This is a genomic window from Streptomyces sp. NPDC003393 (genome assembly GCF_053589015.1).
Map to the genome: position 1 here is coordinate 66232 of NZ_JBSFRB010000015.1, position 25322 is coordinate 91553.

Here is a 25322-nt window from a genome sequence, read left to right on the forward strand (position 1 = left end):
GTGCCCGGTTTTCGTGACCGGGCACCGGAGCGCCACCGACGAGGAGAGAACGGCGCTATGCCGAAGAACAAGTCGCACAGCGGTGCCAGCAAGCGCTTCAAGGTCACCGGCTCCGGCAAGGTGCTCCGTGAGCGCGCCGGCAAGCGCCACCTGCTCGAGCACAAGTCGTCCCGTCTGACGCGTCGCCTCACCGGCAACGCCGAAATGGCCCCGGGCGACGCCAAGAAGATCAAGAAGCTTCTCGGCAAGTGACGCGGCGGCGCCCGATCGGCTGAGCCCCCGCGCGCAGCCGGTCCCGAGCGCCGTACGTCAGGACCGGGACCCATTCGTTTCCGGGTCGTGTGAGGACAACCACGACCCCGCTACAAGGAGTCAATCAAGTGGCACGCGTCAAGCGGGCAGTCAACGCCCACAAGAAGCGCCGGGCGATCCTCGAGCAGGCCTCCGGCTACCGCGGTCAGCGCTCGCGCCTGTACCGCAAGGCCAAGGAGCAGGTCACCCACTCGCTGGTCTACAACTACAACGACCGCAAGAAGCGCAAGGGTGACTTCCGCCAGCTGTGGATCCAGCGCATCAACGCCGCCGCTCGCGCCAACGGCATCACCTACAACCGCTTCATCCAGGGTCTGAAGGCCGCCAACGTCGAGGTGGACCGCAAGATCCTGGCCGAGCTGGCCGTGAACGACGCGAACGCGTTCGCCGCGCTCGTCGAGGTCGCCCAGAAGGCTCTGCCGAGCGACGTCAACGCGCCGAAGGCGGCCTGACGCCGCGCCGGTTTCGGCAGCCGACGTGACTGTGCGGACCCGTGGGCCCTGTGCCCGCGGGTCCGCTGTGCTGTTCCTACCGAAGGTGAAGCTCTCCATGCCCCCCGCCACACCCGACCTCATCTCTCCCCGCTCCGCCCGTGTCGCCGCCGCCCGGCGGCTGGCCAAGCGGAACTTCCGGGGCAAGGACCGGCTGTTCCTCGCGGAGGGACCGCAGGCCGTGCGCGAGGCGGCCGGGCATCGCGGAGCGCAGGGGACGGCGACGCTGGCCGAGCTGTTCGCCACCCTGGAGGCCGCCGAGCGGTACGCCGACATCGTGGGCGAGGCCCGCGCCGCCGGCGCCCGGGTCCACCTCGCCTCCGAGGACGTCATCGCGGACATCTCCACCACCGTCACCCCGCAGGGTCTCGTCGGGATCTGCCGGTTCCTCGACACGCCGTTCGACGAGGTCCTCGCCGCCCGTCCCCGCCTCGTCGCCGTCCTCGCACACGTACGCGACCCCGGCAACGCGGGCACCGTGCTGCGCTGCGCCGACGCCGCCGGAGCAGACGCGGTCGTCCTCACCGACGCCTCCGTGGACCTGTACAACCCCAAGGCCGTGCGCGCCTCCGTCGGCTCGCTGTTCCATCTGCCGGTCGCCGTGGGCGTCCCGGTCGAGCAGGCGGTCGCGGGCCTGAGGGACGCCGGGGTGCGCATCGTCGCCGCCGACGGCGCGGGCGAGCAGGACCTCGACGAGGAACTGGACAAGGGCGCCATGGGCGGGCCCACCGCCTGGGTGTTCGGCAACGAGGCCTGGGGCCTGCCGGAGGAGACCCGGGCCCTGGCCGACGCCGTCGTCCGTGTCCCGATCCACGGAAAGGCGGAGAGCCTGAACCTGGCGACCGCCGCCGCCGTATGTCTCTACGCCTCGGCCCGTGCACAGCGCGCCTTCGGGGGATGCCGCTCCGTCACCGCCACCTAGTAGGCTGACCGGCTCGGGGGCCCACAGGCGGGAAGGGTGGGATACGGGGATGAGTGTCGGCACCAGCGGTGCACCGGGCGGGCGCGAGGCGCGACGACCGCCAGCGCCCCGGAGCGCCGGTGATCCCGGCGGACTCGGCTCCGGCGATCCCGTCGGACTCGGCGTCGACCCCGACGACCTGCCCGACGGACTGGTCGTCGCCGACGCACACGGACGGGTGATCTGCTTCAACGCCGCCGCCGCCCGCATCACCGCCGTCCCCGCCGAGCAGGCCCTCGGACAGCAGCTGGAGAAGGCCCTGCCCCTGGAGGACCTGGAAGGGCGCCGCTGGTGGCAGCTGACCGACCCCTACGGCGGCCTCGCCATCCGCGCGGGCCAGCCCGAGCGCAACCTCCTGCTGCACGGCGGCCGGGAGGTCCTGGTCTCGGCCCGCTACGTCCGCGACCACCCCACCGGCCCGGTCCGCCGTGTCGTCGTCTGCCTGCGGGACACCGAGGCCCGCCGCCGCACCGAGCGCAGCCACGCCGAGCTCATCGCCACCGTGGCGCACGAGCTGCGCTCCCCGCTGACCTCCGTCAAGGGCTTCACCGCAACCCTGCTCGCCAAGTGGGAGAGGTTCACCGACGACCAGAAGCGGCTGATGCTGGAGACCGTCGACGCCGACGCCGACCGGGTCACCCGGCTCATCGCCGAACTGCTCGACATCTCCCGCATCGACTCCGGCCGCCTGGAGGTGCGCCGCCAGCTCGTCGACATGGGAGCCGCGGTCGGCCGGCACGTCCAGGCCTATGTCGCCGCCGGTCAGCCCGCCGACCGCTTCCTGGTCCGTACGCAGCACCCGCTGCCCGAACTGTGGGCCGACCCCGACAAGATCGACCAGGTGCTGAGCAACCTCATCGAAAATGCCGTGCGGCACGGCGAGGGAACCGTCACCATTGACATCACGGCGGCGTCCTCGCCCCGCGACGGGGACGACCCCCCGGACGGGGAGAACGCGCAGAACGCCGAGAACATCGAGAACACGGCCACGTCGGTCACGGTGAGCGACGAGGGGCCCGGCATCCCGGAGGAGTCCATGAACCGCGTCTTCACCCGCTTCTGGCGGGGCAGCAAGCGCGGCGGCACCGGCCTCGGGCTCTACATCGTCAAGGGCATCGTCGAGGCCCACGGCGGAACGATCACGGTCGGCCGCGCCGTCGGCGGCGGCGCCCGGTTCCGATTTACCCTGCCCGTGGGCACCCCGGCACACCTGCTCTGACACCTGCCGAGGACCCACGGGCGCCTTCGCTTTCCCCGGCACCGTTAGACTCGGCCTTTGGCACCTTCGTGTCCCACCACTGGAGACGGAATGTCCATGAGTCGGTGACGGGGACTGTCAGCCTGGGGGCACCTCCCAGCGTCAGCTGGGGGACAATCGGAAGCACGGGAAGAGATGTCGGCACCCAATAAGTCGTACGACCCTGTCGAGGTCGAGGCGTTGAAACCGGAAGAGATCGAGCGCATGCGGGACGAGGCGCTCGCCGCCTTCGCCGCCGCGGACTCCCTCGACGCGCTCCACGAGGCCAAGGTCGCCCACACCGGCCCCGCCTCCCCGTTGGCCCTCGCCAACCGTGAGATCGGCGCCCTGCCCCCGCACGCCAAGGCAGACGCCGGCAAACGCGTCGGCACGGCCCGCGGCGCGGTGAACAAGGCCCTCGCCGCCCGCCAGGCGGAGCTGGAGGCCGAGCGGGACGCCCGCGTGCTGGTGGAGGAGGCCGTCGACGTCACGCTGCCCTACGACCGGGTGCCGGCCGGCGCCCGGCACCCGCTGACCACCATGATGGAGCGGGTCGCGGACGTCTTCGTGTCCATGGGCTACGAGGTCGCCGAGGGCCCCGAGGTCGAGGCCGAGTGGTTCAACTTCGACGCGCTCAACATCGCGCCCGACCACCCGGCCCGCACCATGCAGGACACGTTCTTCGTCGAGGGCGGCAAGGGCGAGGACAGCGGCGTCGTGCTGCGCACCCACACCTCGCCGGTGCAGATCCGCTCGCTGCTCCACCGCGAGCCGCCGGTCTACGTGGTCTGCCCCGGCCGCGTCTACCGCACGGACGAGCTCGACGCCACGCACACCCCGGTCTTCCACCAGATCGAGCTGCTCGCCGTCGACGAGGGGCTGACCATGGCGGACCTCAAGGGCACCCTGGACCACATGGTCCAGTCGCTCTTCGGCGCCGACATGAAGACCCGGCTGCGCCCGAACTACTTCCCCTTCACCGAGCCGTCCGCCGAGATGGACATGCTCTGCTACGTCTGCAAGGGCGCGTCCGTCGGCGACCCCGACCGGCCCTGCCGCACCTGCTCCAGCGAGGGCTGGATCGAGCTGGGCGGCTGCGGCATGGTCAACCCGCGGGTGCTCACCGCCTGCGGCGTCGACCCGGAGAGGTACAGCGGCTTCGCCTTCGGGTTCGGCATCGAGCGGATGCTGATGTTCCGCCACAACGTCGAAGACATGCGAGACATGGTCGAGGGTGACGTCCGGTTCACCCGGCCGTTCGGGATGGAGATCTGATGCGGGTCCCGCTTTCTTGGCTGCGGGAGTACGTCGACCTGCCGGCGACGGAGACCGGGCGCGACGTCCAGGCCAAGCTCATTTCGGCCGGCCTCGAGGTCGAGACCGTCGAACAGCTCGGCGCCGACCTCAAGGGGCCGCTCGTCGTCGGCCAGGTGCTGACCATCGAGGAACTGGAGGGCTTCAAGAAGCCCATCCGCTTCTGCACCGTCGACGTCGGGCAGGCCAACGGCACCGGTGAGCCGCAGGAGATCGTCTGCGGCGCCCGCAACTTCTCCGTCGGCGACAAGGTCGTCGTGGTGCTGCCCGGGGCCGTGCTGCCCGGCGGCTTCGCGATCTCCGCCCGCAAGACCTACGGCAAGGTCTCGCACGGCATGATCTGCTCCGCCGACGAGCTGGGCATGGGCGACGACGGCAGCCACGGCATCATCGTGCTGCCGCCCGAGCACGAGGTCGGCACCGACGCCATCGAGCTGCTCCAGCTCGTCGACGAGGTCCTGGACATCGCCGTCACGCCCGACCGTGGCTACTGCCTGTCCCTGCGCGGCGTGGCCCGCGAGGCCGCCATCGCCTACGGCCGCCCGCTGCTCGACCCGGCGCTGCTGGACGTGCCGGCGCCCAACGCCTTCGGGCACCCGGTACAGATCTCCGACCCGTTCGGCTGCGACCGCTTCACCGCCCGTACGGTGACCGGCCTCGACCCCGAGGCCCGGTCCCCGATCTGGCTGCAGCGCCGGCTGCAGAAGGCGGGTATGCGCCCGATCTCGCTCGCCGTGGACATCACCAACTACGTGATGCTGGAGCTCGGCCAGCCGCTGCACGCCTACGACCGCGGCCGCATCCAGGGCGCGATCGGCGTGCGCCGGGCCGAGCGCGGCGAGAAGCTGACCACCCTCGACGGCGTCGCCCGGACGCTGTCCACCGAGGACCTGGTCATCACCGACGAGCGCGGCCCCATCGGTCTCGCCGGTGTCATGGGCGGCGCGCACACCGAGATCGACGACACCGAGGGCACCACCACCGAGGTCGTCATCGAGGCCGCTCACTTCGACCCGGTCGCCATCGCCCGCACCGCCCGCCGGCACAAGCTGTCCTCGGAGGCCTCCCGCCGCTTCGAGCGGGGCGTCGACCCGCAGGCCGCCTCCGCCGCCGCGCAGCGCACCGTCGACCTGCTGGTCCTCCTCGCCGGCGGTACCGCCGACGCGGGCGTCACCGAGGTCGTCGCGCCCTCCGCGCCGCGCACCATCACCATCCCGGCCGACCACCCCGACAAGGTCGCGGGCGTCACCTACGGCCGCGAGACCGTCGTACGGCGGCTGCAGCAGATCGGCTGCGACGTCTACGGCCAGGACGAGCTGATCGTCACCGTCCCCTCGTGGCGGCCGGACCTGAACGACCCGAACGACCTGGCGGAGGAGGTCATCCGCCTGGAGGGCTACGAGAACCTGCCCTCCACGCTGCCCAGGCCGCTGCCCGGACACGGCCTGACCGACCGGCAGCGGCTGCACAGCCGCGTCGGCCGCGCCCTGGCCGGCGCCGGCTATGTCGAGGCGCTGAACTACCCGTTCGTCGGCGAGGCCGCCCTCGACCAGCTCGGCCTGGACGCCGACGACCCGCGCCGCACCGTGGTCACCCTCGTCAACCCGATCTCCGACGAGGAGCCGTCCCTGCGGACGACGCTGCTGCCGGGCCTGCTCGGCGCGCTGCGCCGCAACGACGGACGCGGCAGCCACGACCTGGCGCTGTTCGAGACCGGCCTGGTCTTCCGGCCCACCGGTCAGGAGCAGATCCCGGCCCGGCTGCCCGCCGACCGCCGGCCCACCGAGGAGGAGCTGGCCGCGCTCGACACCGCGCTGCCGCACCAGCCGCGGCGGGTCGCCGTGGTGCTCGCGGGCGCCCGCGAGCAGGCCGGCTGGTGGGGCAAGGGCCGTCCGACCGACTGGGCGGACGCCATCGAGGCGGCCCGCCTGGTGGCCCGCGAGGCCGGTGCGGAACTGACGGTGCGCGCCGACCAGCACGCCCCGTGGCACCCCGGCCGCTGTGCCGCGCTGTACGTCGAGGTGGACGGCGTGCAGACGCTCGTCGGCCACGCCGGTGAGCTGCACCCGCGTGTGGTGAAGGCGATGCACCTGCCCGAGCGCACCTGCGCGATGGAGGCCGACCTCGACCTGGTCCAGCGGGCCGGGGACGGCATCGTGCGCGCGCCGCGGATCTCCTCGTTCCCCGTGGCCACCCAGGACGTCGCCCTCGTCGTCGACAAGCCGGTACCGGCCGCCGAGGTCGAGGCCGCGCTGCGCGAGGGCGCCGGTGAGCTCCTGGAGGCCATCCGCCTGTTCGACGTCTACGAGAACGCCGAGCAGCTCGGCGAGGGCCGCAAGTCGCTGGCGTACGCGCTGCGCTTCCGCGCCCCCGACCGCACGCTGACGGTCGACGAGGCGTCGGCCGCCCGGGACGCGGCGGTGGCCCTGGCCGCCGAGCGGACCGGGGCGGTCCTGCGCGGCTGAGGTCGCGTCACGAGGGGCGGGTCCGGTACGCCGGGTCCGCCCCTCCGCTGTGACCTGCATAAATGCACACTCGGAGGGTGCTCACTCGTTCGGGTGAGAACGGAGGGCGATCCGGCCCCGACCGCCCGTGCGGTCGACAGAATCGCAACCGGCCTCTCAGGCCCTGTCGTCACATGTCCGCCTGCCCGGCGGCGTCCGGCACGCACTCGCGGCGTTGGCGAGGGGTCTCGGGCCGGTCCGCGCTGTCGGCGCCGTTGGGGGGCATCGTCGTGATCCGCATCAGGGCTGTGGCTCCGCGCCGGATGCGGCCGGGCGCCGCGTTCCTCGCGGTGGGCGCCGGTCTGGTCCTGCACGCCCGGCGCGCGTTCCTGCGCGAACCGCGGCAGGTCCGTGCCGCGGTGGGCGCCGCCCGGAGCGTGCCGCTGCGGCCTCTGCCGCCGCGCCTGGCGGGGCTGGACCTGGCGGCGGCCCAGCTGCCCGCCGACCGGGACGCGGCCGCGGGGGGCGACCTGTACGAGGTGATCGCCACCGCACACGGCGTCCGCGCCGTGATCGGCGACGTCCGGGGGCACGGCCCCGCCGCCCTCGACACCGTCGCCGCCGTGCTCGCCGCCTTCCGCGCGGCCGCCCCCGACGAGCCGGACCTCGCGGGCGTGCTGCGCCGTCTGGACCGGGCACTGGCCCGCCATGTCCGCGCCCGGGAACCGGACCCCGAGGCGGGCGAGCACTTCGTCACCGTGCTTCTCCTGCAGATCGCCGAGGACGGCACCCTGCACGCCCTGAACTGCGGTCATCCCTGGCCGTACCGGCTGAACGGCACGGAGGCGGAGCCCCTCTCCGGCGCCGATCCACTGCCGCCCCTGGGCCCGTTCCCCCTTCCCTGCGACCTGCCCGCCGAGCACCCCGCCCCCCTGGTCCCCGGCGAGACCCTGGTCCTCTACACGGACGGTGTGGAAGACGCGCGGAACACCGAGGGTCGCTTCTTCCCCCTGCCGTCGGTCCTGACCGAGGCGACCCGGGCGGGACCCTTGCCCGCACAGGCCGTCCTGCGCGCCGTCTTCACCCGGCTCCTGCACCACACGGGCCGGCGCCCCACGGATGACGCGGCAGTCGTGCTGATCCACAACGCCGGGCACGTTCCGGGCACGGAGCCTGCGAGAAGGGGCGCGGGGCTCCACCGATAGCGGCTTCGCCGCGGGGCGCGATCGGCCCCCGCCCGCCGTCGGCCGGCGGACGACCGGGAGCCCGAGCCGGCAGCCGCCCCGCGTACCCGGCGGAGCCGACGGCCGCCCGCCCCGCCACGGAGTGTCGGGCAGGCGGCGGAGCGGGCGGCGCGGATACGGGCCGCCGCACTGTACGAGGGGGAGCCGGCGGCCCGGCCGGCCTCTTGACGAGGCATCTCAGTCAACCGGCTGCCCACGCTCCGCGACAGCGCGCGCACGGTGCGGATGCGGGCGCTTGGTTCACACCCCGTGTGAATGCGAACGCACTACGCTGTCGGCACCGAGTCACCGGGGGGCAGGACATGCAGCCCAACACTCTGCTCGACGCGATCCTGGACGAGGCGGGGATGTCCCACGCGGGTCTCGCGGCGCACGTCAACCAGGCGGGACGGGCACGCGGACTCGCACTGCGGTACGAACACACGGCGGTGGGGCGCTGGTTGAAGGGCCAGCGGCCGCGCGGCCAGGTGCCCGACCTGATCTGCGAGGTGCTCGCCCTCCGGCTGCACCGGCCGGTCACGCTCGACGACATCGGTCTGGGCGTGCCCGGTGAGCCGGCCGCGCCGCACGGCACCTCGCTGTCCGGCTTCGTCGAGCGGGCCACCGCCCTGTGGCGCTCCGACGAGCAGCAGCGCCCCCACGTCCTGGGCGCCCCCGCGGTGACCGGAACGCCCGCGGTGATGCCGGTGTGGGAGTGGGAGAACCCGCCCGAGGACGTGGACGTCTCCCGGGGCGGCCGGCACCGGGTCACCCCGGCCGACATCGACATGCTGCGTGCGGCCCGTACGCACTACGAGCAGATGTACCGCAAGGCCGGCGGCGTGGCGACCCGCAGCCGCGTCGTGGGCTTCCTCAACGCCGAGGCGGCGCCGCTGCTGCGCGGCGGCTACACCGACGCCACCGGCCGCCAACTGCACCGGGCGACAGGCGGGTTGGTGGCGATCGCGGGGATCTGCGCCTACGACTCCGACGCGCACGGCCTGGCCCAGCGCTACTTCCACCAGGCGCTCAGGCTCGCCAAGGCCAGCGGTGACCGGGGACTTGGCGCCTATGTGATAGCGCTGCTCGTCAACCAGTCGCTGTTCATGCGGGAACACCGCCAGGCCGTCGCCTTCGCGGAGGCCGCGCTGCGCGCCGCCGGCAAGCACATCACGCCGGCGCTGGCCTCCGACCTGTACGCGATGCAGGCCAAGGCGTACGCCCACCTCGGCGACGGCTCGAGCGCCCTGTCCTGCATCCGGCGTGCCGAGGCCGCCGCCGAACGCATCCGGCGCGGGTACGAGCCCGACGAGACGGGCTATGTCCAACCCGGCCTGGTCAATGTGCAGGTGGCGGAGGCGCTGCTCAGCCTCGGCGAGCTGGCCGCCGCCGAGGAGCACGCCACGGCCGCCGTCGACAACCCGGCGCACGACCGCGGCCGGGTGCACCGGCTGGCCATGCTCAGCACGATCGAGCTGCGCCGGGGCAACGCCGACAAGGCCGTCGCCACCGCCGTGCGGATGGCCGAGCAGGCCCGGGGCATGGAGTCGCAGCGGCTGCGGGACAGGCTGCGGGCGGTGCGTGAGCACCTGGTGCGCAGCGGCTGTGCCGGCACCACTGAGGCGGCCGAACTCATCGACGGGGCGCTGCGCGTGCCGCTGTGATGAACCGTGCGCCGTGAGTGGCGCACCGTGCGCCTGCTGCGCGGCGGCTCCGGCTGCGATATTGCCACTGACCCGACGGAAGGTGGCAGAACCGTGCAGTGGACGAAACAGAATGAACAAACTGTGTATGCAAACCGCTGGTTCACCGTCAACCTCGCGGATGTCGAGCTGCCGGACGGCCGGCACCTCGACCACTTCCTGATACGGCTGCGGCCCGTCGCCGTGGCCACCGTGGTCAACGAGGCCAACGAGGTGCTCCTGTTGTGGCGCCACCGCTTCATCACCGACAGCTGGGGATGGGAACTGGCCGCGGGCGTCGTCGAGGACGGCGAGGACGCCGCCCGCGCCGCGGCCCGGGAACTGGAGGAGGAGACGGGCTGGCGGCCCGGCCCCCTGCACCACCTCATGAGCGTGGAGCCGTCCAACGGCCTCACCGACGCCCGGCACCACATCTACTGGTCGGACGAGGGGGAGTACGTCGGACACCCCGTGGACGACTTCGAGTCCGACCGCCGTGAGTGGGTGCCGCTCAAGCTCGTCCCCGACATGGTCGCCCGCGGCGAGGTCCCGGCCGCGAACATGGCGGCCGCCTTACTTCTCCTGCACCATCTCCGCCTCGGATGACGCGGGCCCGGCACCGTCGTGCGGTGCCGGGCCCAGGGGCGGTCCTTCGGCGCGTCGAACCGGGTCAGCCGTAGGTGTAGAAACCCGAGCCGCTCTTGCGGCCCAGCCGGCCGGCGTCGACCATGCGCTGGAGCAGCGGGGGAGCGGCGTACAGCGGCTCCTTGTACTCGTCGTACATGCTCTGCGCCACCGAGGCGACGGTGTCCAGGCCGATCAGGTCCGACAGTTTCAGCGGGCCCATCGGGTGGGCACAGCCCAGCTCCATGCCGTTGTCGATGTCCTCGCGGCTGGCGATGCCCGACTCGAACATCCGGATCGCGGAGAGCAGGTAGGGAATCAGCAGCGCGTTGACCACGAAGCCGGAGCGGTCCTGGGCGCGGATCGCGTGCTTGCCGAGGACCTTCTCGGTGAACAGCTGCGAACGGCTCAGCGTGCCCTCGGAGGTGGTGAGCGCGGGAATCAGCTCGACCAGCTTCTGCACCGGAGCCGGGTTGAAGAAGTGGATGCCGATGACCTGGTCCGGCCGCCCGGTGGCGACGGCCAGCTTCACCAGCGGGATGGAGGAGGTGTTGGAGGCCAAGATGGCGTCCGGCCGGGTCACCACCTGGTCCAGGACCTGGAAGATCTCCGTCTTGACCTGCTCGTTCTCCACCACGGCCTCGATCACCAGATCGCGGTCGGCGAACTCGCCGAGGTCGGTGGTGAAGCTCAGCCGCGCCTGGGTCGCGTCCCGCTCCTCCTCGGTGATCTTGCCGCGCTCAGCAGCCTTGGCGAGCGAGTTGAACAGCCGGGTGCGGCCGAACTCCAGAGCCTCGCCGGTGGTCTCGGCGACCTTCACGTCCAGACCGGCCCGGGCGCACACCTCGGCGATCCCCGCGCCCATCTGGCCGCAGCCCACCACTCCGACGCGTTCGATGTCGGTCACATCGTCCCTTTCGTTGTCTGCGCGACACCGGCGCGCTCTCGAAGCGCGCTCGTCGGCGCTGATCTACAGCGTGGGGCAGGCGGTCCATGTGAGCGGCGCCTGCTCCGATCGTGCACGTTACCCCTGTCGCAGCGATGATCGATCGCCCGGGTCGTGCATGCTGAGCCGGTGCACGATCCGTGACGGCGCGGATCCACGGCGTACGGGGAGCCCCGGGATGAGCCGAGTGACGCGACGGGCGTTCACCGTCGCCGCCCTGTCCACCCTGGCGGTGACACCGGCGGCCGGCGCCGCACCGGCCGCGCCCCCGCCACCGGGCGCCTCCCGCGCCCGCCGTCCGCGCACGGGCGCCGCCGAGATGCGGGGCATGTGGCTGGCGACGGTGACGAACCGTGACTGGCCCTCGCGGACCGGACTCGGCGTGGCCCGGCAGCGCGGAGAGCTGACCGCCCTGCTCGACGCGGCGGTCCGGCGCCGGCTCAACACGGTGATCTTCCAGGTGCGCCCCACCGCGGACGCGCTGTGGCCCTCGCCGTACGAACCGTGGTCGCGGTGGCTGACCGGGACCCAGGGCAAGGACCCCGGGTGGGATCCGCTCGGCACGGCCGTGAAGGAGGCGCACGCCCGCGGACTGAAGCTGCACGCCTGGTTCAACCCCTACCGCGTGGCGCTGGACGCCGACCCGTCCCGGCTGGTGGCCTCCCACCCGGCCCGCAAGCACCCCGACTGGGTCGTGCCCTACGGCGGCAAGCTGTACTACAACCCGGGCCTGCCCGAGGTGCGGGCCTTCGTGCAGCGGGCGATGCTCGACGCCGTTCGGAGGTACCCGGTCGACGGCGTCCACTTCGACGACTACTTCTACCCCTACCCGGTGGCCGGCCGGACCTTCGACGACGACGCGGCCTACGCCCGGCACGGCCGGGGCTTCGCGAGCCGGGCCGCCTGGCGGCGCGACAACATCGACCGGCTCGTGCGCGAGACGGCCGCCGGCGTCCGCCGGCTGCGGCCCGGCACCCAGTTCGGGATCAGCCCTTTCGGGGTGTGGCGCAACGCCTCGAGCGACCCGCGCGGCTCGCACACGAAGGCGGGCGTCCAGACGTACGACGACCTGTACGCGGACACCCGCAGATGGGTCCGGGAAGGCTGGATCGACTACATCGTCCCGCAGTTGTACTGGTCCATCGGCCTGCCGGCCGCCGACTACGCGAAACTGGTGCCCTGGTGGGCCCGGGTCGCCCGGGGCAGCCGTACCGAGCTGTACGTGGGCGAGGCGCTGTACAAGGCGGGGGACGCGGCGCAGGAGGCGGCCTGGCGGAACCGGGAGGAACTGTCCCGGCATCTCGCCCTGGCCGAGAAGTACCCGGAGGTGCGCGGTCATGTCTTCTTCGCGGCGAAGGACGTCGCCGCGGACCCGTCCGGCGCCATGGCGCGGGTGGTCGCCGACCACTATCGGCAGCCGGCGAGCCCTCCGCGCTGAGCTACTTCGACTTCCGCTTCTTCTTCTCCTCGTGCCGGACCTGGCAGTCGGGGCCCGGTGACATCACGGCTTCGTGCCCGTCCGGGAAACGGACGCGGTAGGGCGGGTTGCCCTCCTGGCCCATGACCTCGACGACCTCGCTGACCTGGTCGTGCTGGCCGACCACGCGGCCGTGCTGGACGAGTTTGTCGCCCACGGTTGCTCGCATCTGCGGGGCCTCCTCACCACATTGCGGGAGCAGCGTCCTCGACTTCGAGTCTACGGCGCGGAGCGCGGCCGGAACCGGTGAAGCGGCCGGGGCCGGTGTGCGGTCGGAACCGGTGGCGTCGGTCAGCCGCGCGCCCGCTGGGTGACGGCGATGCAGACGAGCACGGCGACGGCCGTCAACGGGGCGGCCGGCGTCAGATGCTCGCCGAGCAGCAGCACCGACCACACCAGTGTGAGCAGGGGCTGGGCCAACTGCAACTGGCTGGCCTTGGGGATGCCCACCGCCGCCATGCCGCGGTACCAGACGACCAGCCCCAGGAACTGCGATCCGGCCGCCACCCACAGCAGCCCCGCCACACTGTGCCACCCCAGGTGCACCGGTTCGTACGCCAGCGCCAGCGCGGCACCGGGCACCGCCACCGGCAGGCACAGCACCAGCGCCCAGCCGATCACCTGCCAGCCGGGCATGATCCGCGCCAGCCGGCCGCCCTCGGTGTAACCGGCGGCGCACACCAGCAGGGCGGCGAAGAGATACCCGTCGGCGGCGGTCAGGGCGCCGCCGCTCTGCTGCACGGTGAAGGCGACCACGGCCGCCGCCCCCGCCAGCGCCGCCGCCCAGAACGTCCGCGACGGCCGCGTCCCCGTGCGCAGCGCGGACAGCAGCGCCGTGGTGAGCGGCAGCAGGCCGACGACCACCGCGGCGTGTGCGGTGGTCGAGGTCCGCAGGGCGAGCGTGGTGAGCAGCGGGAAACCGAAGACCACACCCGCGGCGACCACCGCCAGCCCCGGCCGGTGCCGGCGCTCGGGCAGCGGCACCCGCAGTGCCAGCAGCGCGCCGCCCGCGATCACGGCGGCGAGCACGCTGCGCACGGCCACCAGCGACCACGGTCCGAACCCCTCCAGACCCCAGGCGGTGGCCGGAAACGTCAGCGAGAAGGAGGCGACGCCGAGCGCCGCCAGTGCCGTGCCGGCACCGCGGCGCTCGCGGGTGGCGGTGACCGCTATCGAACTCGGGGCGGTAGCGCTACTCTCTGTACTCATGCACCAGCGTAGCAGTGTGGGCGATCTGGCAGAACATCTCCGACAGGACCTCGACCGCTATCCACCGGGGGGAAAGCTCCCGTCGAGCCGGGCACTGGTCGAGCGATTCCGGGTGAGCCCGGTGACCGTCTCGCGCGCACTGGCCCGGCTCGCCGCCGAGGGCCTGGTGGTCACCCGGCCCGGGGCCGGTGCCTTCCGTGCCCGGCCGCGCGCCACGGAGACCCCCGCCGGGGACACGTCCTGGCAGGAGGTCGCGCTGAGCGCCGACGACACCCCCGACCTCGTCCCACGCACGGTGGACGCCTCCGGGGTCACCGTCTCGCTCGCCGCGCCGCCGTCCGGCGTGCTGGAGTTCAACGGCGGCTATCTCCATCCCTCCCTCCAGCCCGAGCGCGCCATGGCGGCGGCCCTGGCCCGGGCCGGGCGCCGGCCGGGAGCCTGGGGGAGACCGCCGCTGGAGGGACTGCCCGAACTGCGCGAGTGGTTCGCGAGGGAGATCGGCGGGAGCGTCACCGCGGCCGAGGTGCTGATCGCGGCCGGCGGCCAGTCCGCGCTGGCCACCGCCCTGCGCGCGCTGGCGCCGCCCGGCGCGCCGGTCCTCGTCGAGTCGCCCACCTACCCGGGCATGCTCGCGCTCGCCCGCGCGGCCGGCCTTCGGCCCGTCCCCGTCCCCGTCGACCCCGACGGCGTACGGCCCGATCTGCTCGCGGACGCCTTCCGGGCCAGCGGCGCCCGGGTGTTCGTCTGCCAGCCCCTGTTCCAGAACCCCACGGGCGCCGTACTGGCTGGCGACCGGCGCGCCCAGGTGCTGCGCATCGCCCGTGAGGCGGGCGCGTTCGTGATCGAGGACGACTTCGTGCGCCGCCTCGCCCATGCGGACGCGGGTGAGCTTCCCCGCCCGCTGGCCGCCGACGACCCGGACGGCGTGGTGGTCCATGTCGGCTCGCTGACCAAGGCGACCTCGCCCAGCTTCCGGGTGAGCGCACTCGCGGCACGCGGACCCGTGCTGGAGCGCCTGCGCGCCATCCAGGTCGTGGACAGCTTCTTCGTCCCCCGGCCGCTGCAGGAGGCCGCCCTGGAACTGGTCGGCTCCCCGGCCTGGCCCCGCCATCTGCGCGCGCTCTCGGCAGAGTTGAAGGCCCGCCGCGACACCATGACGACCGCGCTCGCACGGCACCTGCCCGAACTCGCCCTGCCGCACGTCCCGTCCGGCGGATACCACCTCTGGCTGCGCCTGCCCGACGGCGCGGGGGGCGCGTTGCGGGCCTTCGGCTCCGGTGAGGAGTCCGCCCTGACCTCGGCCGGCCTGCGCGCGGGCGTCGCCGTCACCCCGGGCCGTCCCTACTTCAGCGCCGAACCCCCGGCCTCCCACCTGCGCCTGAGCTTCGCCGCGGTCCCCGGCACGGCCGAGATCACGGAGGGGGTCCGCCGGCTGCGGACGGCCTGCGACGAGGTGCGCGCGGCGAAAACCCCTCGACGCCCGCTCCTGTGACCTGGGAATCTCTCGCCCATGACGGACACGCCCGGGACCGATACGCCGCCCCTCGCCGAGGGCTACGAGATCTCCACCGACCCCGCCCGCATCGACGTCGAGCGGGTGCACCGCTGGCTGTCCACCGACGCCTACTGGGCGCTCGGGCGCTCACGCGAGAAGCAGGAACGGGCCATCGCCGGGTCGCTCAACTTCGGCGTGTACGAGATGGTGTCCGGGCGTCAGGTCGCCTGTGCGCGGGTGGTGACCGACCTGGCCTCCTTCGCGTGGCTGTGCGACGTGTATGTGGACCGCGCGGTCCGCGGCAAGGGCATCGGCACGGCGCTCGTGGGGGCCGTCCGCGAACACCTGAGGCCCTACGATCTCAAGCGCGTCCTGCTCGCCACGCACGACGCGCACGGCGTCTACGAGAAGCTCGGCTTCCGCCCGCTGGAGCGGCCGGACCAGTGGATGGCGCACATTTTCGACTGAGCCGGACCCACGCGCCTCGGAACTGGTACCTCGTCGCCCCTTGACCCGGGGACACAGGAGGATCACCATCACGGCATGCCACTGAGGGTGACGTTCGTGGCCGCCGCACGCAGTTCACCGCTGCTCGCGGAGCGCTTCGACGACGACCGGCCGCTGGACCAGGCGGGCTGGGAGGAGCTCCAGCGCGTCGCAGGAGAGCTGCTGCCGCTGGCGGCGGCCGAGCTGCGCTACTGCTCGCCGACCCCGCGCTGCCGGGCCACCGGCGACGCCCTGGGATACGCCCCGCTGGTCCAGCCGGCGCTGCGGGACTGCGACATGGGCCGCTGGCGCGGGCTGACTCTGGGCGAGGCGATGGCCCGTGAGCCGCAGGCCGTGGACGCCTGGCTCGCCGATCCGCGCTCCACCCCGCACGGCGGGGAGCCCCTGCTGGCCTTCATCGCCCGGGTGGGCGGCTGGCTCGACACGCGTCCGGTGGAGGACAGCGGCCGGATCGTCGCCGTCGCCGAGCCCTCCGTGATCCGAGCCGCCCTGGTCTACGCCCTCAAGGCGCCGCCCGCCACCTACTGGAACATCGATGTCCGGCCGCTGGCGGCGACCACCGTCAGCGGCCGCTCCGGCCGCTGGAACCTCCGCCTCGAGGGCGCCAGCGCTCAGCCCTCGCGCCTGTAGCCGGTGGTGAGCACCAGATCCTTGGCCGGACCGCCGACCCGCCACACCGACCGCCAGCGGTCGGCGCCCCCGACGGTGAACTCGCCGCGGTAGAGGTCGGCCGCGCACGGGTGCTCGGCGACGTACCGCCCCGTCGTGAGGTCCAGCGGATGGAAGAACCGCCCGTCGGCGAACCGGACGTCCGCCGTCCCCGGCGCGCTCCCCGGCAGGAACCGCAGCGTCCGCGTCGCGGGCCGGGACACCCCCCGCCACTCGAACGTCCCCGACTCCTCGTGCAGCAGCCCGCCGCCGGCCAGGGCGCCGAAGACCGTGACCCCTTCGAAGTGCCCCACGTCACCGCTCGCCAGGTCCCGGACCTCGCGCTCCACGCGCCACCGCCCGGCGAGATACGCCAGTACGTCGGCCACCGGCCAGAACCCGACGTCCATCACCGTGCCTTCTTTCGTCATGGCCGCGCTCCCGATCGAGCTTACGGGGCGAGCTGTCCACCCGGTCCGGCGGCGGGCGCTTCGAGAGCCCCGGTTGTGTCACCATCGTCACCGCAGTCACCGCGCGCGGGGGGCGAAGGGTGCTGCCGGGCGTCATCGGGGTGCGGACCGGCCGGATCCGTCACGCGGCCGAGGGGCGCCCGCACCGCCCGGTGAAGGCGACCGACGTGGAACGGACGAAAGACCTCATGCGCTGATGACCACCGTCATGACCCGCTCGACGCCGAGACAGATCGTCACCTTCGCCATGGTCGGCGTCGTCAACACCGGGACGTACTACGGCTGCTACCTGTCGTTCCTCACGCGTCTGCCCTACCTCCTCGCGCACGTTCTCGCGTTCCTGCTCAGCATGACCGGTTCCTTCTTCCTGAACGCGCGCTTCACCTACCGGACCCGGCCCACCTGGCGGAAGTTCCTGATGTTCCCGCTGACGAACGCAGCCAACTTCGTGGTCAGCACGACCGGCGTGTACGTGATGGTCGACGTGCTGCACCACGGCAGCCGCTTCGCCCCGCTGCTCGCCTCCGCGGCGGCGGTCCCGGTGACCTTCGTGGTGTCCCGCTGGATCATGCTGCCCAAGGCCGACCCCGCGGAGGAGATTGCATAAACGTGCATCGATACGTATAGTCATGCCATCGACAAGGAGGGTCCATGGCTGTACGTGTGGCGGTCGCCGGAGCGAGCGGATACGCGGGCGGAGAAGCCCTGCGTCTGCTGCTGGCGCACCCCGAGGTCGAGATCGGGGCCCTGACCGGCAACTCCAACGCCGGCCGGCGGCTCGACGCGCTCCAGCCGCACCTGCTGCCACTGGCCGACCGGGTGCTCGCCGAGACCACGCCCGAGGCCCTCGCCGGGCACGACGTCGTCTTCCTCGCCCTGCCGCACGGCCAGTCAGCGGCCGTCGCCGAGCAACTCGGCCCCGACGTCCTGGTCATCGACATGGGCGCCGACTTCCGGCTGAAGAACCCGGCCGACTGGGAGCGGTTCTACGCCTCCCCGCACGCCGGCACCTGGCCCTACGGCCTCCCCGAACTTCCGGGCGGCCGCGCTGCGCTGGAGGGGTCCAAGCGCATCGCGGTGCCCGGTTGCTACCCCACGGCCGCGTCCCTGGCCCTCGTCCCGGCCTACACCGCCGCCCTCGTCGAGAACGAGGCCGTGATCGTCGCGGCCTCCGGCACCTCGGGTGCGGGCAAGGCGCCCAAGCCCCACCTGCTCGGCTCCGAGGTCATGGGCTCCATGTCCCCGTACGGCGTCGGCGGCGGCCACCGGCACACCCCCGAGATGATCCAGAACCTCAGCGCGGCGGCGGGCGAGCCGGTCACCGTCTCCTTCACACCCACCCTCGCGCCGATGCCCCGCGGCATCCTCGCCACCTGCAGCGCCAGGGCCCGCGACGGCGTCACCGCCGAGTCCGTGCGCGCCGCCTACGAGAAGGCCTACGCCGACGAGCCCTTCGTCCACCTCCTCCCGGAGGGCCAGTGGCCCGCCACCGCCTCCGTGTACGGCTCCAACGCCGTCCAGATCCAGGTGGCGTACGACCCCGCCGCGCACCGCGTCATCGCGATCAGCGCCATCGACAACCTGACCAAGGGCACCGCGGGCGGTGCCGTGCAGAGCATGAACATCGCCCTCGGGCTCGACGAGAGCACCGGACTTTCCACGATCGGAGTCGCACCGTGAGCGTCACGGCCGCCAAGGGATTCACGGCGGCGGGCATCGCCGCCGGGATCAAGGACAACGGCAACCCGGACCTGGCCCTCGTGGTCAACAACGGGCCCCGCCGCGCCGCCGCGGGCGTCTTCACCTCCAACCGCGTCAAGGCCGCGCCGGTGCTGTGGACCGAGCAGGTCATGAAGAGCGGCCAGGTGTCGGCCGTGGTGCTCAACTCCGGTGGCGCCAACGCCTGCACCGGGCCCAAGGGCTTCCAGGACACCCACGCCACCGCCGAGAAGGCCGCGGAGGTCCTCGGCCGGGGCGCCATCGAGGTCGCCGTCTGCTCCACCGGCCTGATCGGCGTCCTGCTGCCGATGGACAAGCTGCTGCCGGGCGTCGAAACGGCCGCCGCCCAGCTCTCCGAGCACGGCGGCGAGAAGGCCGCCATCGCCATCAAGACCACCGACACCGTCCACAAGACCGCCGTGGTCACCCAGGACGGCTGGACCGTCGGCGGCATGGCCAAGGGCGCCGGCATGCTCGCCCCGGGCCTGGCCACCATGCTGGTCGTCCTCACCACCGACGCCGACCTCGACGCCGAGACCCTGGACCGGGCCCTGCGCGCGGCCACCAAGGTCACCTTCGACCGCGTCGACTCCGACGGCTGCATGTCCACCAACGACACCGTGCTGCTGCTCTCCTCCGGCTCCTCCGGCATCACCCCGGCCTACGAGGAGTTCGCCGAGGCCGTCCGCACGGTCTGCGCCGACCTCGGCCGGCAGCTCATCGGCGACGCCGAGGGCGCCAGCAAGGACATCAGGGTCGAGGTGGTCGGCGCCGCGACCGAGGAGGACGCCGTGGAGGTGGGCCGCTCCATCGCCCGCAACAACCTCCTCAAGTGCGCCATCCACGGCGAGGACCCCAACTGGGGCCGCGTCCTCTCGGCGATCGGCACCACCGGGGCCGTCTTCGAGCCGGACCGGCTGAACGTCGCCATCAACGGCGTCTGGGTCTGCAAGAACGGCTCCGTCGGCGAGGACCGCGAGAAGGTGGACATGCGCTACCGCGAGGTCCACATCATCGCCGACCTGGCCGCGGGCTCCGAGACCGCGACGATCTGGACCAACGACCTGACCGCCGACTACGTCCACGAGAACAGCGCCTACTCCTCATGAGCACCACGCGTAAGCACACCGCGCTCCCCAAGGCGCAGATTCTCGTCGAGGCGCTGCCCTGGCTGACCCGCCACCACGGCAAGATCGTCGTCATCAAGTTCGGCGGCAACGCCATGGTGAACGAGGAACTGAAGTCCGCCTTCGCGCAGGACGTCGTCTTCCTGCGGCACGCCGGCCTCAGACCGGTCGTGGTGCACGGCGGCGGCCCGCAGATCAGCGCCGCCCTCGACAGGCACGGCATCGTCAGCGAGTTCAAGGCGGGCCTGCGGGTCACCACCGAGGACGCCATGGACGTCGTACGGATGGTGCTGGCCGGGCAGGTGCAGCGCGAGCTGGTCGGGCTGCTCAACCGGCACGGCCCGCTCGCCGTCGGCCTCACCGGCGAGGACGCGCACACCATCACCGCCATCAAGCACACCCCGGAGATCGACGGCGAGCCGGTCGACATCGGGCGGGTGGGCGAGATCACCGACATCGACACGGGCGCCATCGAGGCGCTGCTCGCCGACGGCCGCATCCCGGTCGTCTCCTCCATCGCCCGCAGTCAGGACGACGGACATGTCTACAACGTCAATGCTGATACGGCGGCTGCGGCACTCGCTGCGGCACTGGGCGCCGAGACCCTCATGGTCCTCACCGACGTCGAGGGCCTCTACGAGGACTGGCCGGACTCGGACGAGGTGATCAGCCGCCTCACCGCTTCCGAACTGGAGAAACTGCTGCCGGAGCTGTCCTCCGGCATGGTGCCGAAGATGGAGGGCTGTCTGCATGCCGTGCGCAACGGCGTGCACACCGCCCGCGTCATCGACGGCCGGGTCCAGCACTCGATCCTGCTGGAGATCTTCACCGACGAGGGCATCGGCACCATGGTCGTGCCGGACGAACAGGGGGAGTCGTGAGCAACCAGGAGCTGACCGCGCGGTGGCAGGGCGCGCTCATGAACAACTACGGCACCCCGCGCCTGCCGCTGGTGCGCGGTGAGGGTGCCAGGCTGTGGGACGCCGACGGCAAGGAGTACCTCGACCTCGTCGGCGGGATCGCGGTCAACGCGCTCGGCCACGCCCACCCGGCCGTCGTCGAGGCCGTGAGCCGGCAGATCGCCTCCCTCGGCCACGTCTCCAACCTCTTCGTCGCCGAGCCGCCCGTCGCCCTCGCCGAACGGCTGCTCCAGCTCTTCGGCCGGGACGGCAGGGTCTACTTCTGCAACTCCGGCGCCGAGGCCAACGAGGGCGCCTTCAAGATCGGCCGGCTGACCGGGCGCACCCACATGGTCGCGACCCGGGGCGGCTTCCACGGCCGGACGATGGGCGCCCTCGCGCTCACCGGCCAGCCCGGCAAGCAGGAACCCTTCCTGCCGCTGCCCGGCGACGTCACCCACGTCCCGTACGGCGACGCACAGGCGCTGGCCGCCGCGGTGACCGAGGAGACGGCCCTGGTGATCATCGAGCCGATCCAGGGCGAGAACGGGGTGGTGGTGCCCCCGGCCGGCTATCTCAAGGCGGCCCGCGCGATCACCGCTGCCACGGGCGCCCTGCTGGTCCTGGACGAGGTGCAGACCGGCATCGGCCGCACCGGGAACTGGTTCGGGTACCAGGCCCACGAGGGCGTCCTGCCCGACGTGGTCACGCTCGCCAAGGGGCTCGGCGGCGGGCTGCCGCTGGGCGCCACCGTCGCCTTCGGCCGGGCCGCCGAACTGCTTCGGCCCGGCCAGCACGGCACGACCTTCGGCGGCAACCCGGTCGCCTGCGCCGCCGGGCTCGCCGTGGTGGACGCCATCGCGGACGAGGGGCTGCTGGAGAACGTCAAGCGGCAGAGCGAGAGGCTGCGGGGCGGCATCGAGTCCCTGGGTCACCCGTTGGTCTCCCACGTACGGGGCGCCGGCCTGCTGCTGGGTATCGTGCTCACCGGGCCGCACGCGCCGCAGGTGCAGCAGGCGGCCCAGGAGGCCGGGTTCCTGGTGAACGCGCCCGCCCCGGACGTCGTACGGCTGATGCCGCCGCTGAACCTCCGCGACGACGAGGCGGACGCCTTCCTGACGGCGCTGCCCGGCGTCCTGGACGTGGCCGACGGGGACGGACGATCCGGAGAATGAGACGACGATGAGTCAGGCACAGGACAACGGGTACACCGACGCCGGGGCCACCGGTCCCGCCGTGCCGCAGACCCGCACCGCACGCCACCGCCGGATCGTGGACATCCTCAACCGGCAACCGGTGCGCTCGCAGAGCCAGCTGGCGAAGCTCCTGGCCGACGACGGACTGAGCGTCACCCAGGCCACCCTCTCCAGGGACCTGGACGAGCTGAACGCGGTGAAGATCCGCAACACGGACGGCGACCTCATCTACGCGGTGCCGAGCGAGGGCGGCTTCCGCACGCCGCGCGCGCCGCTGGGGGAGTCGGCGAAGGAGGAGCGGATGCGGCGGCTCTCCCAGGAGCTGCTGATCTCCGCGGAGGCCTCCGCCAACCTCGTCGTCCTGCGCACCCCTCCCGGTGCGGCGCAGTTCCTCGCCTCGGCGATCGACCAGGCCGAACTCCACGACATCCTGGGCACGATCGCCGGGGACGACACCCTGCTCCTGATCAGCCGCGACCCGACCGGCGGCCAGGCCCTGGCGGACCACTTGCTGCGCCTGGCCCAGAACGGTCACTGAAGCGGCGACGCGGCCGCGGGCGGTCGGGCCCGGACGGCACGGGCCGGCCGGGCCGGAGACACCCCGCACGCGCGGGTGAGCGCACCGTCCCGCGGCACGGCCGGCAGGCCGCGTCACCCCAGCCAGGCGGCCAACCCGTCCGTGCACCGCACCTCGTCCCCCGCCGTGATCAGCAACGCCTCCACCTCCGGCAGCGCCTGCAACCAGGCCAGCCCCTCCCGCGAGCCCATCGCGAAGGCGGCCGTCGCCCAGCAGTCCGCCCAGGTCAGCCGGGGTGCGAGCACGGTGACCGACACCAGGTCGGTCACCGCCGAGCGGCCGGTGCGCGGATCGACGATATGGGCGCCCCGCTCGGCGGTCCCGGACGTGGCCACGGCCAGCTCCTTCGCGGCGGCCGCCGAGACCACCGCCGCCAGACCTCCGGTGCGCAGCGGATCCGACACCCCCACCCGCCATGCCCGGTGCGCCTCCGGGGAGCCCAGCAGCTGCACGTCCCCGCCGCCGTTCACGCTCACCCCGCTCGCCCCCGCCGCCGCGATCCGCCGGGCCGCCCGCTCGGCCGCCCAGCCCTTGACGATCCCGGTCGGATCCAGCCGCCCCTGGTAGCGCAGGCTGAACCAGCCCTCGCTGACCCGCTCCGCCTCGGCGCCCAGCTCCAGCACCTCGGCGACTTCGGGAGCGCAGTCCGCCACGGTGAGTTCACCGCGCGCCAGCCGGGAGACCTGGCTGTCCTCGCGATACGTGCTGAACCGCCGGTCGGCGCGGTGCAAGCCGGCGACCGCCGCGCGCAGCGCCGCGGCGACCGCCTCGGGTTCCCCGCCGCGGACGTCGAAGGAGAAGACCGTCCCCATGACCTCCTCCGTGTGCCGCACCGCGGCGGGAGCGTCGAGCGGCTCCGCCACGGCCTCACCCACGGATCCGGTCCAGAGCCGACTGCAAGGACTCGCGGTAGCCGCCGCTGGTGTAGGTCGCCCCGGACACCGCGTCGATGTCGGCGCTCTGTGCGGCGACCGCCTGCTGGTTGAGTTTCGGAACGGCCATGGCGGTCTTCTGGTCGCTGAGACCCCCCTTGGGGGCCTGCACCGCCTCCGCCTTGACGATCTTCCCGTCGCTGACGGTCAGCCGGACCTGGACGGCGCCGTACTGCGTCTGGGCCGCGTCCCCGGTGACGGTCCGGGTGCCGGTGCGCTGCGCGCCGCGGCCCCCCTGAGGCGACTCCTGCGCGGCCGCGGACGGCCGTGCGGTCGCCGTCTGCTGCGGTGCCGCGCCGGCGGCCGAGGCGGAGGCCGGGTCGGAGGCCGGCTTCAGCGACAGCAGCAGCACGATCCCGGACACGGTGGCGGCGCCGGCGAGCACCGCGCGCCGAACGGGGTGGCTCTTCCTCATCGCGTATGAGCTCCTGACGTCCCGTCGCTACATCTCGAACGACTCGTGATGGATGCGGCGCGCGGGAACCCCCGCGCCGCGCAGTGCCTCGTACACCGACTGCGCGAAACCGGGCGGGCCGCACATGAAGACGTCGTGGCGCTCGATGTCGGCGATCTTGCGCCGCAGGGACTCGGCGGAGATGTCGGGGCGCTCGCCGTCGGGGCTGTTGACCGCGTACATCAGCCGGGCGCCGCGCTCGTCGGCGATCTTCGCCAGCTCGTCCCACAGGGCCAGGTCCTGGGTGCTGTTGGCCCGGTACAGGAGGGTGATGTCCCCGGCGGCGCCGGGCAGCGTCTCGAACAGCGCCCGCATCGGGGTGATGCCGACGCCGCCCGCCACCAGCAGCACCTTGCCGCGGCTGCGCCGGGCCGCGGTCAGCGCGCCGTACGGGCCCTCCGCCCACACCCGGGTGCCGGGCTCGAGTTCGCGCAGCCGGGCGCTGTGGTCGCCGATCGCCTTGACGGTGATGCGCAGCAGGTCCGGGCGGGGGGCCGCCGACAGCGAGTACGGGTGGGAGCTGAACCGCATGCCGGGCGCCAGGAAGCGCCACCGGAAGAACTGCCCGGCCTCGGCCCCCATCCGGTGCAGCTTCCGCCCCCGGATCAGCACCGACACGATTCCGGGCGTCTCCTCGACGACGGCCTCGACCCGCATCCGGTGCCTGGTGTTCAGCCGGATCGGGGTGAGGATCCGGTACCAGACCACCAGCGCGGTCACACCGCCGTACAGCCCGTACCAGAAGGTCTTGGCGACCGGTTCGACGGCGAAGTCGTTGCCGGTGGTGATCTGGTGCCAGAACGTCAGGAACACCGCCGCGTAGGTGAACAGGTGCACGTGGTACCAGGTGTCGTAGGGCATCCGGCGGCGGACCGGACCGACGGAGACCAGGCCGACGGCCAGCAGCAGCCCGGTGCCGACGGCCGCCTTGCCCATGTCGGGCAGCTGGTTCACGGAGTCGATCGTCTGCCGGACGATGTCGCCGAGCGATCTGCCCGCCTGGAGCGCGTAGCCCCACATGGTCAGGACCACATGGGCGAGCACGAGACAGAGCAGGTACCGGCCGCTCAGCGCGTGCCAGCGGGCGACCCGGTCGGAGCCCACCCGTCGCTCCAGGGCGGGGACGCGCGCCATCTGCAGCACGACCAGCGCCATGAGATAGCCGGCGAGCAGGCCGGTGATGCGACCCGCGTTGAGGATCTTCCCGTTCGTGTCGGCGATGGACGGGGTGTTCATCCACCACAGCCAGACGACGCCCGCCGCGCCCGCCCCGACGGCGAGCAGCAGCGCGGCGGCGGGGGAGCGGCGCGGCCGGATGCGGCGCATCGTCTGGCGCCGGGCGGCGCGGCCTCCTGCGAGCGTGGTGGTCACGGTTCCT

The 25322-nt window shown here is 72.9% G+C and carries 25 protein-coding genes and 1 pseudogene; 19 read left to right on the forward strand and 7 right to left on the reverse strand.

The window, feature by feature from the left end:
- The first annotated feature begins 57 nt into the window (after positions 1-57).
- From rpmI to ACWDUZ_RS17150, 9 genes are all read left to right on the forward strand, one after another.
- Positions 58-252: a 50S ribosomal protein L35 gene (rpmI, locus tag ACWDUZ_RS17110; RefSeq protein WP_007829094.1), complete on the forward strand. Its 195-nt coding sequence runs from the start codon at positions 58-60 to the stop codon at positions 250-252.
- Between the two features lie 128 nt (positions 253-380).
- Positions 381-764 (forward strand): 50S ribosomal protein L20, encoded by a 384-nt coding sequence (gene rplT / locus ACWDUZ_RS17115; RefSeq protein WP_006141703.1) that lies wholly within the window; start codon positions 381-383, stop codon positions 762-764.
- Between the two features lie 97 nt (positions 765-861).
- The gene (locus tag ACWDUZ_RS17120) at positions 862-1725 is read left to right on the forward strand and encodes a TrmH family RNA methyltransferase (RefSeq protein ID WP_451632618.1); all 864 of its coding nucleotides are present in this window, start codon (positions 862-864) and stop codon (positions 1723-1725) included.
- A 49-nt stretch (positions 1726-1774) separates the two neighbouring features.
- Positions 1775-2983 carry an ATP-binding protein gene (locus ACWDUZ_RS17125; RefSeq protein WP_451632619.1) on the forward strand — a complete coding sequence of 403 codons (1209 nt, stop codon included), beginning with the start codon at positions 1775-1777 and terminating at the stop codon, positions 2981-2983.
- Between the two features lie 174 nt (positions 2984-3157).
- Entirely contained in the window at positions 3158-4276 is a 1119-nt protein-coding gene (pheS, locus tag ACWDUZ_RS17130) for a phenylalanine--tRNA ligase subunit alpha (RefSeq protein WP_451632620.1), read from the forward strand.
- A complete protein-coding gene (gene pheT, locus ACWDUZ_RS17135) occupies positions 4276-6780 on the forward strand; it encodes a phenylalanine--tRNA ligase subunit beta (RefSeq protein ID WP_451632621.1) in 2505 nt (834 codons plus the stop codon). Before pheS ends, pheT begins: the two co-directional genes overlap by 1 nt.
- A 269-nt stretch (positions 6781-7049) precedes the next feature.
- Positions 7050-7964, forward strand: coding sequence for a PP2C family protein-serine/threonine phosphatase (locus tag ACWDUZ_RS17140; RefSeq protein WP_451632622.1), 915 nt, complete (start codon positions 7050-7052; stop codon positions 7962-7964).
- 341 nt (positions 7965-8305) lie between these two features.
- On the forward strand, positions 8306-9646 hold the full coding sequence (locus ACWDUZ_RS17145) for a transcriptional regulator (protein ID WP_451632623.1): 1341 nt from the start codon (positions 8306-8308) through the stop codon (positions 9644-9646).
- A 93-nt stretch (positions 9647-9739) separates the two neighbouring features.
- Positions 9740-10270 (forward strand): NUDIX domain-containing protein, encoded by a 531-nt coding sequence (locus tag ACWDUZ_RS17150; protein ID WP_451632624.1) that lies wholly within the window; start codon positions 9740-9742, stop codon positions 10268-10270.
- A gap of 64 nt (positions 10271-10334) precedes the next feature.
- Here the strand turns inward: ACWDUZ_RS17150 and ACWDUZ_RS17155 are convergent, their stop codons facing one another.
- Positions 10335-11195 carry a 3-hydroxybutyryl-CoA dehydrogenase gene (locus ACWDUZ_RS17155; RefSeq protein WP_451632625.1) on the reverse strand — a complete coding sequence of 287 codons (861 nt, stop codon included), beginning with the start codon at positions 11193-11195 and terminating at the stop codon, positions 10335-10337.
- 217 nt (positions 11196-11412) lie between these two features.
- Between ACWDUZ_RS17155 and ACWDUZ_RS17160 the strand changes: the two genes are divergently transcribed.
- Positions 11413-12672 carry a glycoside hydrolase family 10 protein gene (locus ACWDUZ_RS17160; RefSeq protein ID WP_451632626.1) on the forward strand — a complete coding sequence of 420 codons (1260 nt, stop codon included), beginning with the start codon at positions 11413-11415 and terminating at the stop codon, positions 12670-12672.
- A 1-nt stretch (position 12673) separates the two neighbouring features.
- On the opposite strand, the gene ACWDUZ_RS17165 is transcribed toward ACWDUZ_RS17160, so the two are convergent.
- Both ACWDUZ_RS17165 and ACWDUZ_RS17170 read right to left on the reverse strand, forming a co-directional pair.
- The gene (locus tag ACWDUZ_RS17165; protein WP_451632627.1) at positions 12674-12880 is read right to left on the reverse strand and encodes a DUF1918 domain-containing protein; all 207 of its coding nucleotides are present in this window, start codon (positions 12878-12880) and stop codon (positions 12674-12676) included.
- 122 nt (positions 12881-13002) lie between these two features.
- On the reverse strand, positions 13003-13920 hold the full coding sequence (locus ACWDUZ_RS17170) for a DMT family transporter (RefSeq protein ID WP_451632628.1): 918 nt from the start codon (positions 13918-13920) through the stop codon (positions 13003-13005).
- On the opposite strand from ACWDUZ_RS17170, the gene ACWDUZ_RS17175 reads away from it, so the two are divergent.
- The 3 genes from ACWDUZ_RS17175 (at position 13919) to ACWDUZ_RS17185 (ending at position 16552) form a co-directional block, all read left to right on the forward strand.
- Positions 13919-15412: an aminotransferase-like domain-containing protein gene (locus ACWDUZ_RS17175; protein ID WP_451632629.1), complete on the forward strand. Its 1494-nt coding sequence runs from the start codon at positions 13919-13921 to the stop codon at positions 15410-15412. The genes ACWDUZ_RS17170 and ACWDUZ_RS17175 overlap by 2 nt on opposite strands.
- 18 nt (positions 15413-15430) lie before the next feature.
- Positions 15431-15883 (forward strand): GNAT family N-acetyltransferase, encoded by a 453-nt coding sequence (locus ACWDUZ_RS17180; RefSeq protein WP_451632630.1) that lies wholly within the window; start codon positions 15431-15433, stop codon positions 15881-15883.
- A gap of 75 nt (positions 15884-15958) precedes the next feature.
- Positions 15959-16552 (forward strand): histidine phosphatase family protein, encoded by a 594-nt coding sequence (locus ACWDUZ_RS17185; RefSeq protein WP_451632631.1) that lies wholly within the window; start codon positions 15959-15961, stop codon positions 16550-16552.
- On the opposite strand, the gene ACWDUZ_RS17190 is transcribed toward ACWDUZ_RS17185, so the two are convergent.
- A complete protein-coding gene (locus tag ACWDUZ_RS17190) occupies positions 16534-17001 on the reverse strand; it encodes a DUF6314 family protein (protein ID WP_451632632.1) in 468 nt (155 codons plus the stop codon). The two genes, ACWDUZ_RS17185 and ACWDUZ_RS17190, sit on opposite strands and share 19 nt — an antisense overlap.
- 235 nt (positions 17002-17236) lie before the next feature.
- Here ACWDUZ_RS17190 and ACWDUZ_RS17195 point away from each other — a divergent pair, with 235 nt between their 5' ends.
- Genes ACWDUZ_RS17195 through ACWDUZ_RS17220 form a run of 6 tightly spaced genes read left to right on the forward strand, consistent with a single transcriptional unit; the run spans position 17237 to position 22519 of the window.
- Positions 17237-17647, forward strand: coding sequence for a GtrA family protein (locus tag ACWDUZ_RS17195; protein WP_451632633.1), 411 nt, complete (start codon positions 17237-17239; stop codon positions 17645-17647).
- A gap of 44 nt (positions 17648-17691) precedes the next feature.
- Complete coding sequence (argC, locus tag ACWDUZ_RS17200; protein ID WP_451632634.1) at positions 17692-18720, forward strand: N-acetyl-gamma-glutamyl-phosphate reductase; 1029 nt, start codon at positions 17692-17694, stop codon at positions 18718-18720.
- Positions 18717-19868, forward strand: a complete 1152-nt coding sequence (argJ, locus tag ACWDUZ_RS17205) for a bifunctional glutamate N-acetyltransferase/amino-acid acetyltransferase ArgJ (protein ID WP_451632635.1) — start codon at positions 18717-18719, stop codon at positions 19866-19868. The genes argC and argJ overlap by 4 nt, the downstream gene beginning before the upstream one ends.
- The gene (gene argB, locus ACWDUZ_RS17210) at positions 19865-20767 is read left to right on the forward strand and encodes an acetylglutamate kinase (protein WP_451632636.1); all 903 of its coding nucleotides are present in this window, start codon (positions 19865-19867) and stop codon (positions 20765-20767) included. Before argJ ends, argB begins: the two co-directional genes overlap by 4 nt.
- Positions 20764-21960, forward strand: a complete 1197-nt coding sequence (locus ACWDUZ_RS17215; protein WP_451632637.1) for an acetylornithine transaminase — start codon at positions 20764-20766, stop codon at positions 21958-21960. Before argB ends, ACWDUZ_RS17215 begins: the two co-directional genes overlap by 4 nt.
- A 7-nt stretch (positions 21961-21967) precedes the next feature.
- The gene (locus ACWDUZ_RS17220) at positions 21968-22519 is read left to right on the forward strand and encodes an arginine repressor (protein WP_451632638.1); all 552 of its coding nucleotides are present in this window, start codon (positions 21968-21970) and stop codon (positions 22517-22519) included.
- A gap of 113 nt (positions 22520-22632) precedes the next feature.
- On the opposite strand, the gene ACWDUZ_RS17225 is transcribed toward ACWDUZ_RS17220, so the two are convergent.
- The 3 genes and pseudogenes from ACWDUZ_RS17225 to ACWDUZ_RS17235 all read right to left on the reverse strand — a co-directional run bounded on the left by ACWDUZ_RS17225 (position 22633) and on the right by ACWDUZ_RS17235 (position 25315).
- Positions 22633-23370: an FAD:protein FMN transferase gene (locus ACWDUZ_RS17225; protein ID WP_451632695.1), complete on the reverse strand. Its 738-nt coding sequence runs from the start codon at positions 23368-23370 to the stop codon at positions 22633-22635.
- Positions 23371-23431: 61 nt separating this feature from the next.
- Positions 23432-23905 (reverse strand): annotated as a pseudogene (locus tag ACWDUZ_RS17230) (FMN-binding protein); the annotation flags it as partial.
- Positions 23906-23932: 27 nt separating this feature from the next.
- A complete protein-coding gene (locus tag ACWDUZ_RS17235; RefSeq protein WP_451632639.1) occupies positions 23933-25315 on the reverse strand; it encodes a ferredoxin reductase family protein in 1383 nt (460 codons plus the stop codon).
- Between the last annotated feature and the right edge of the window lie 7 nt (positions 25316-25322).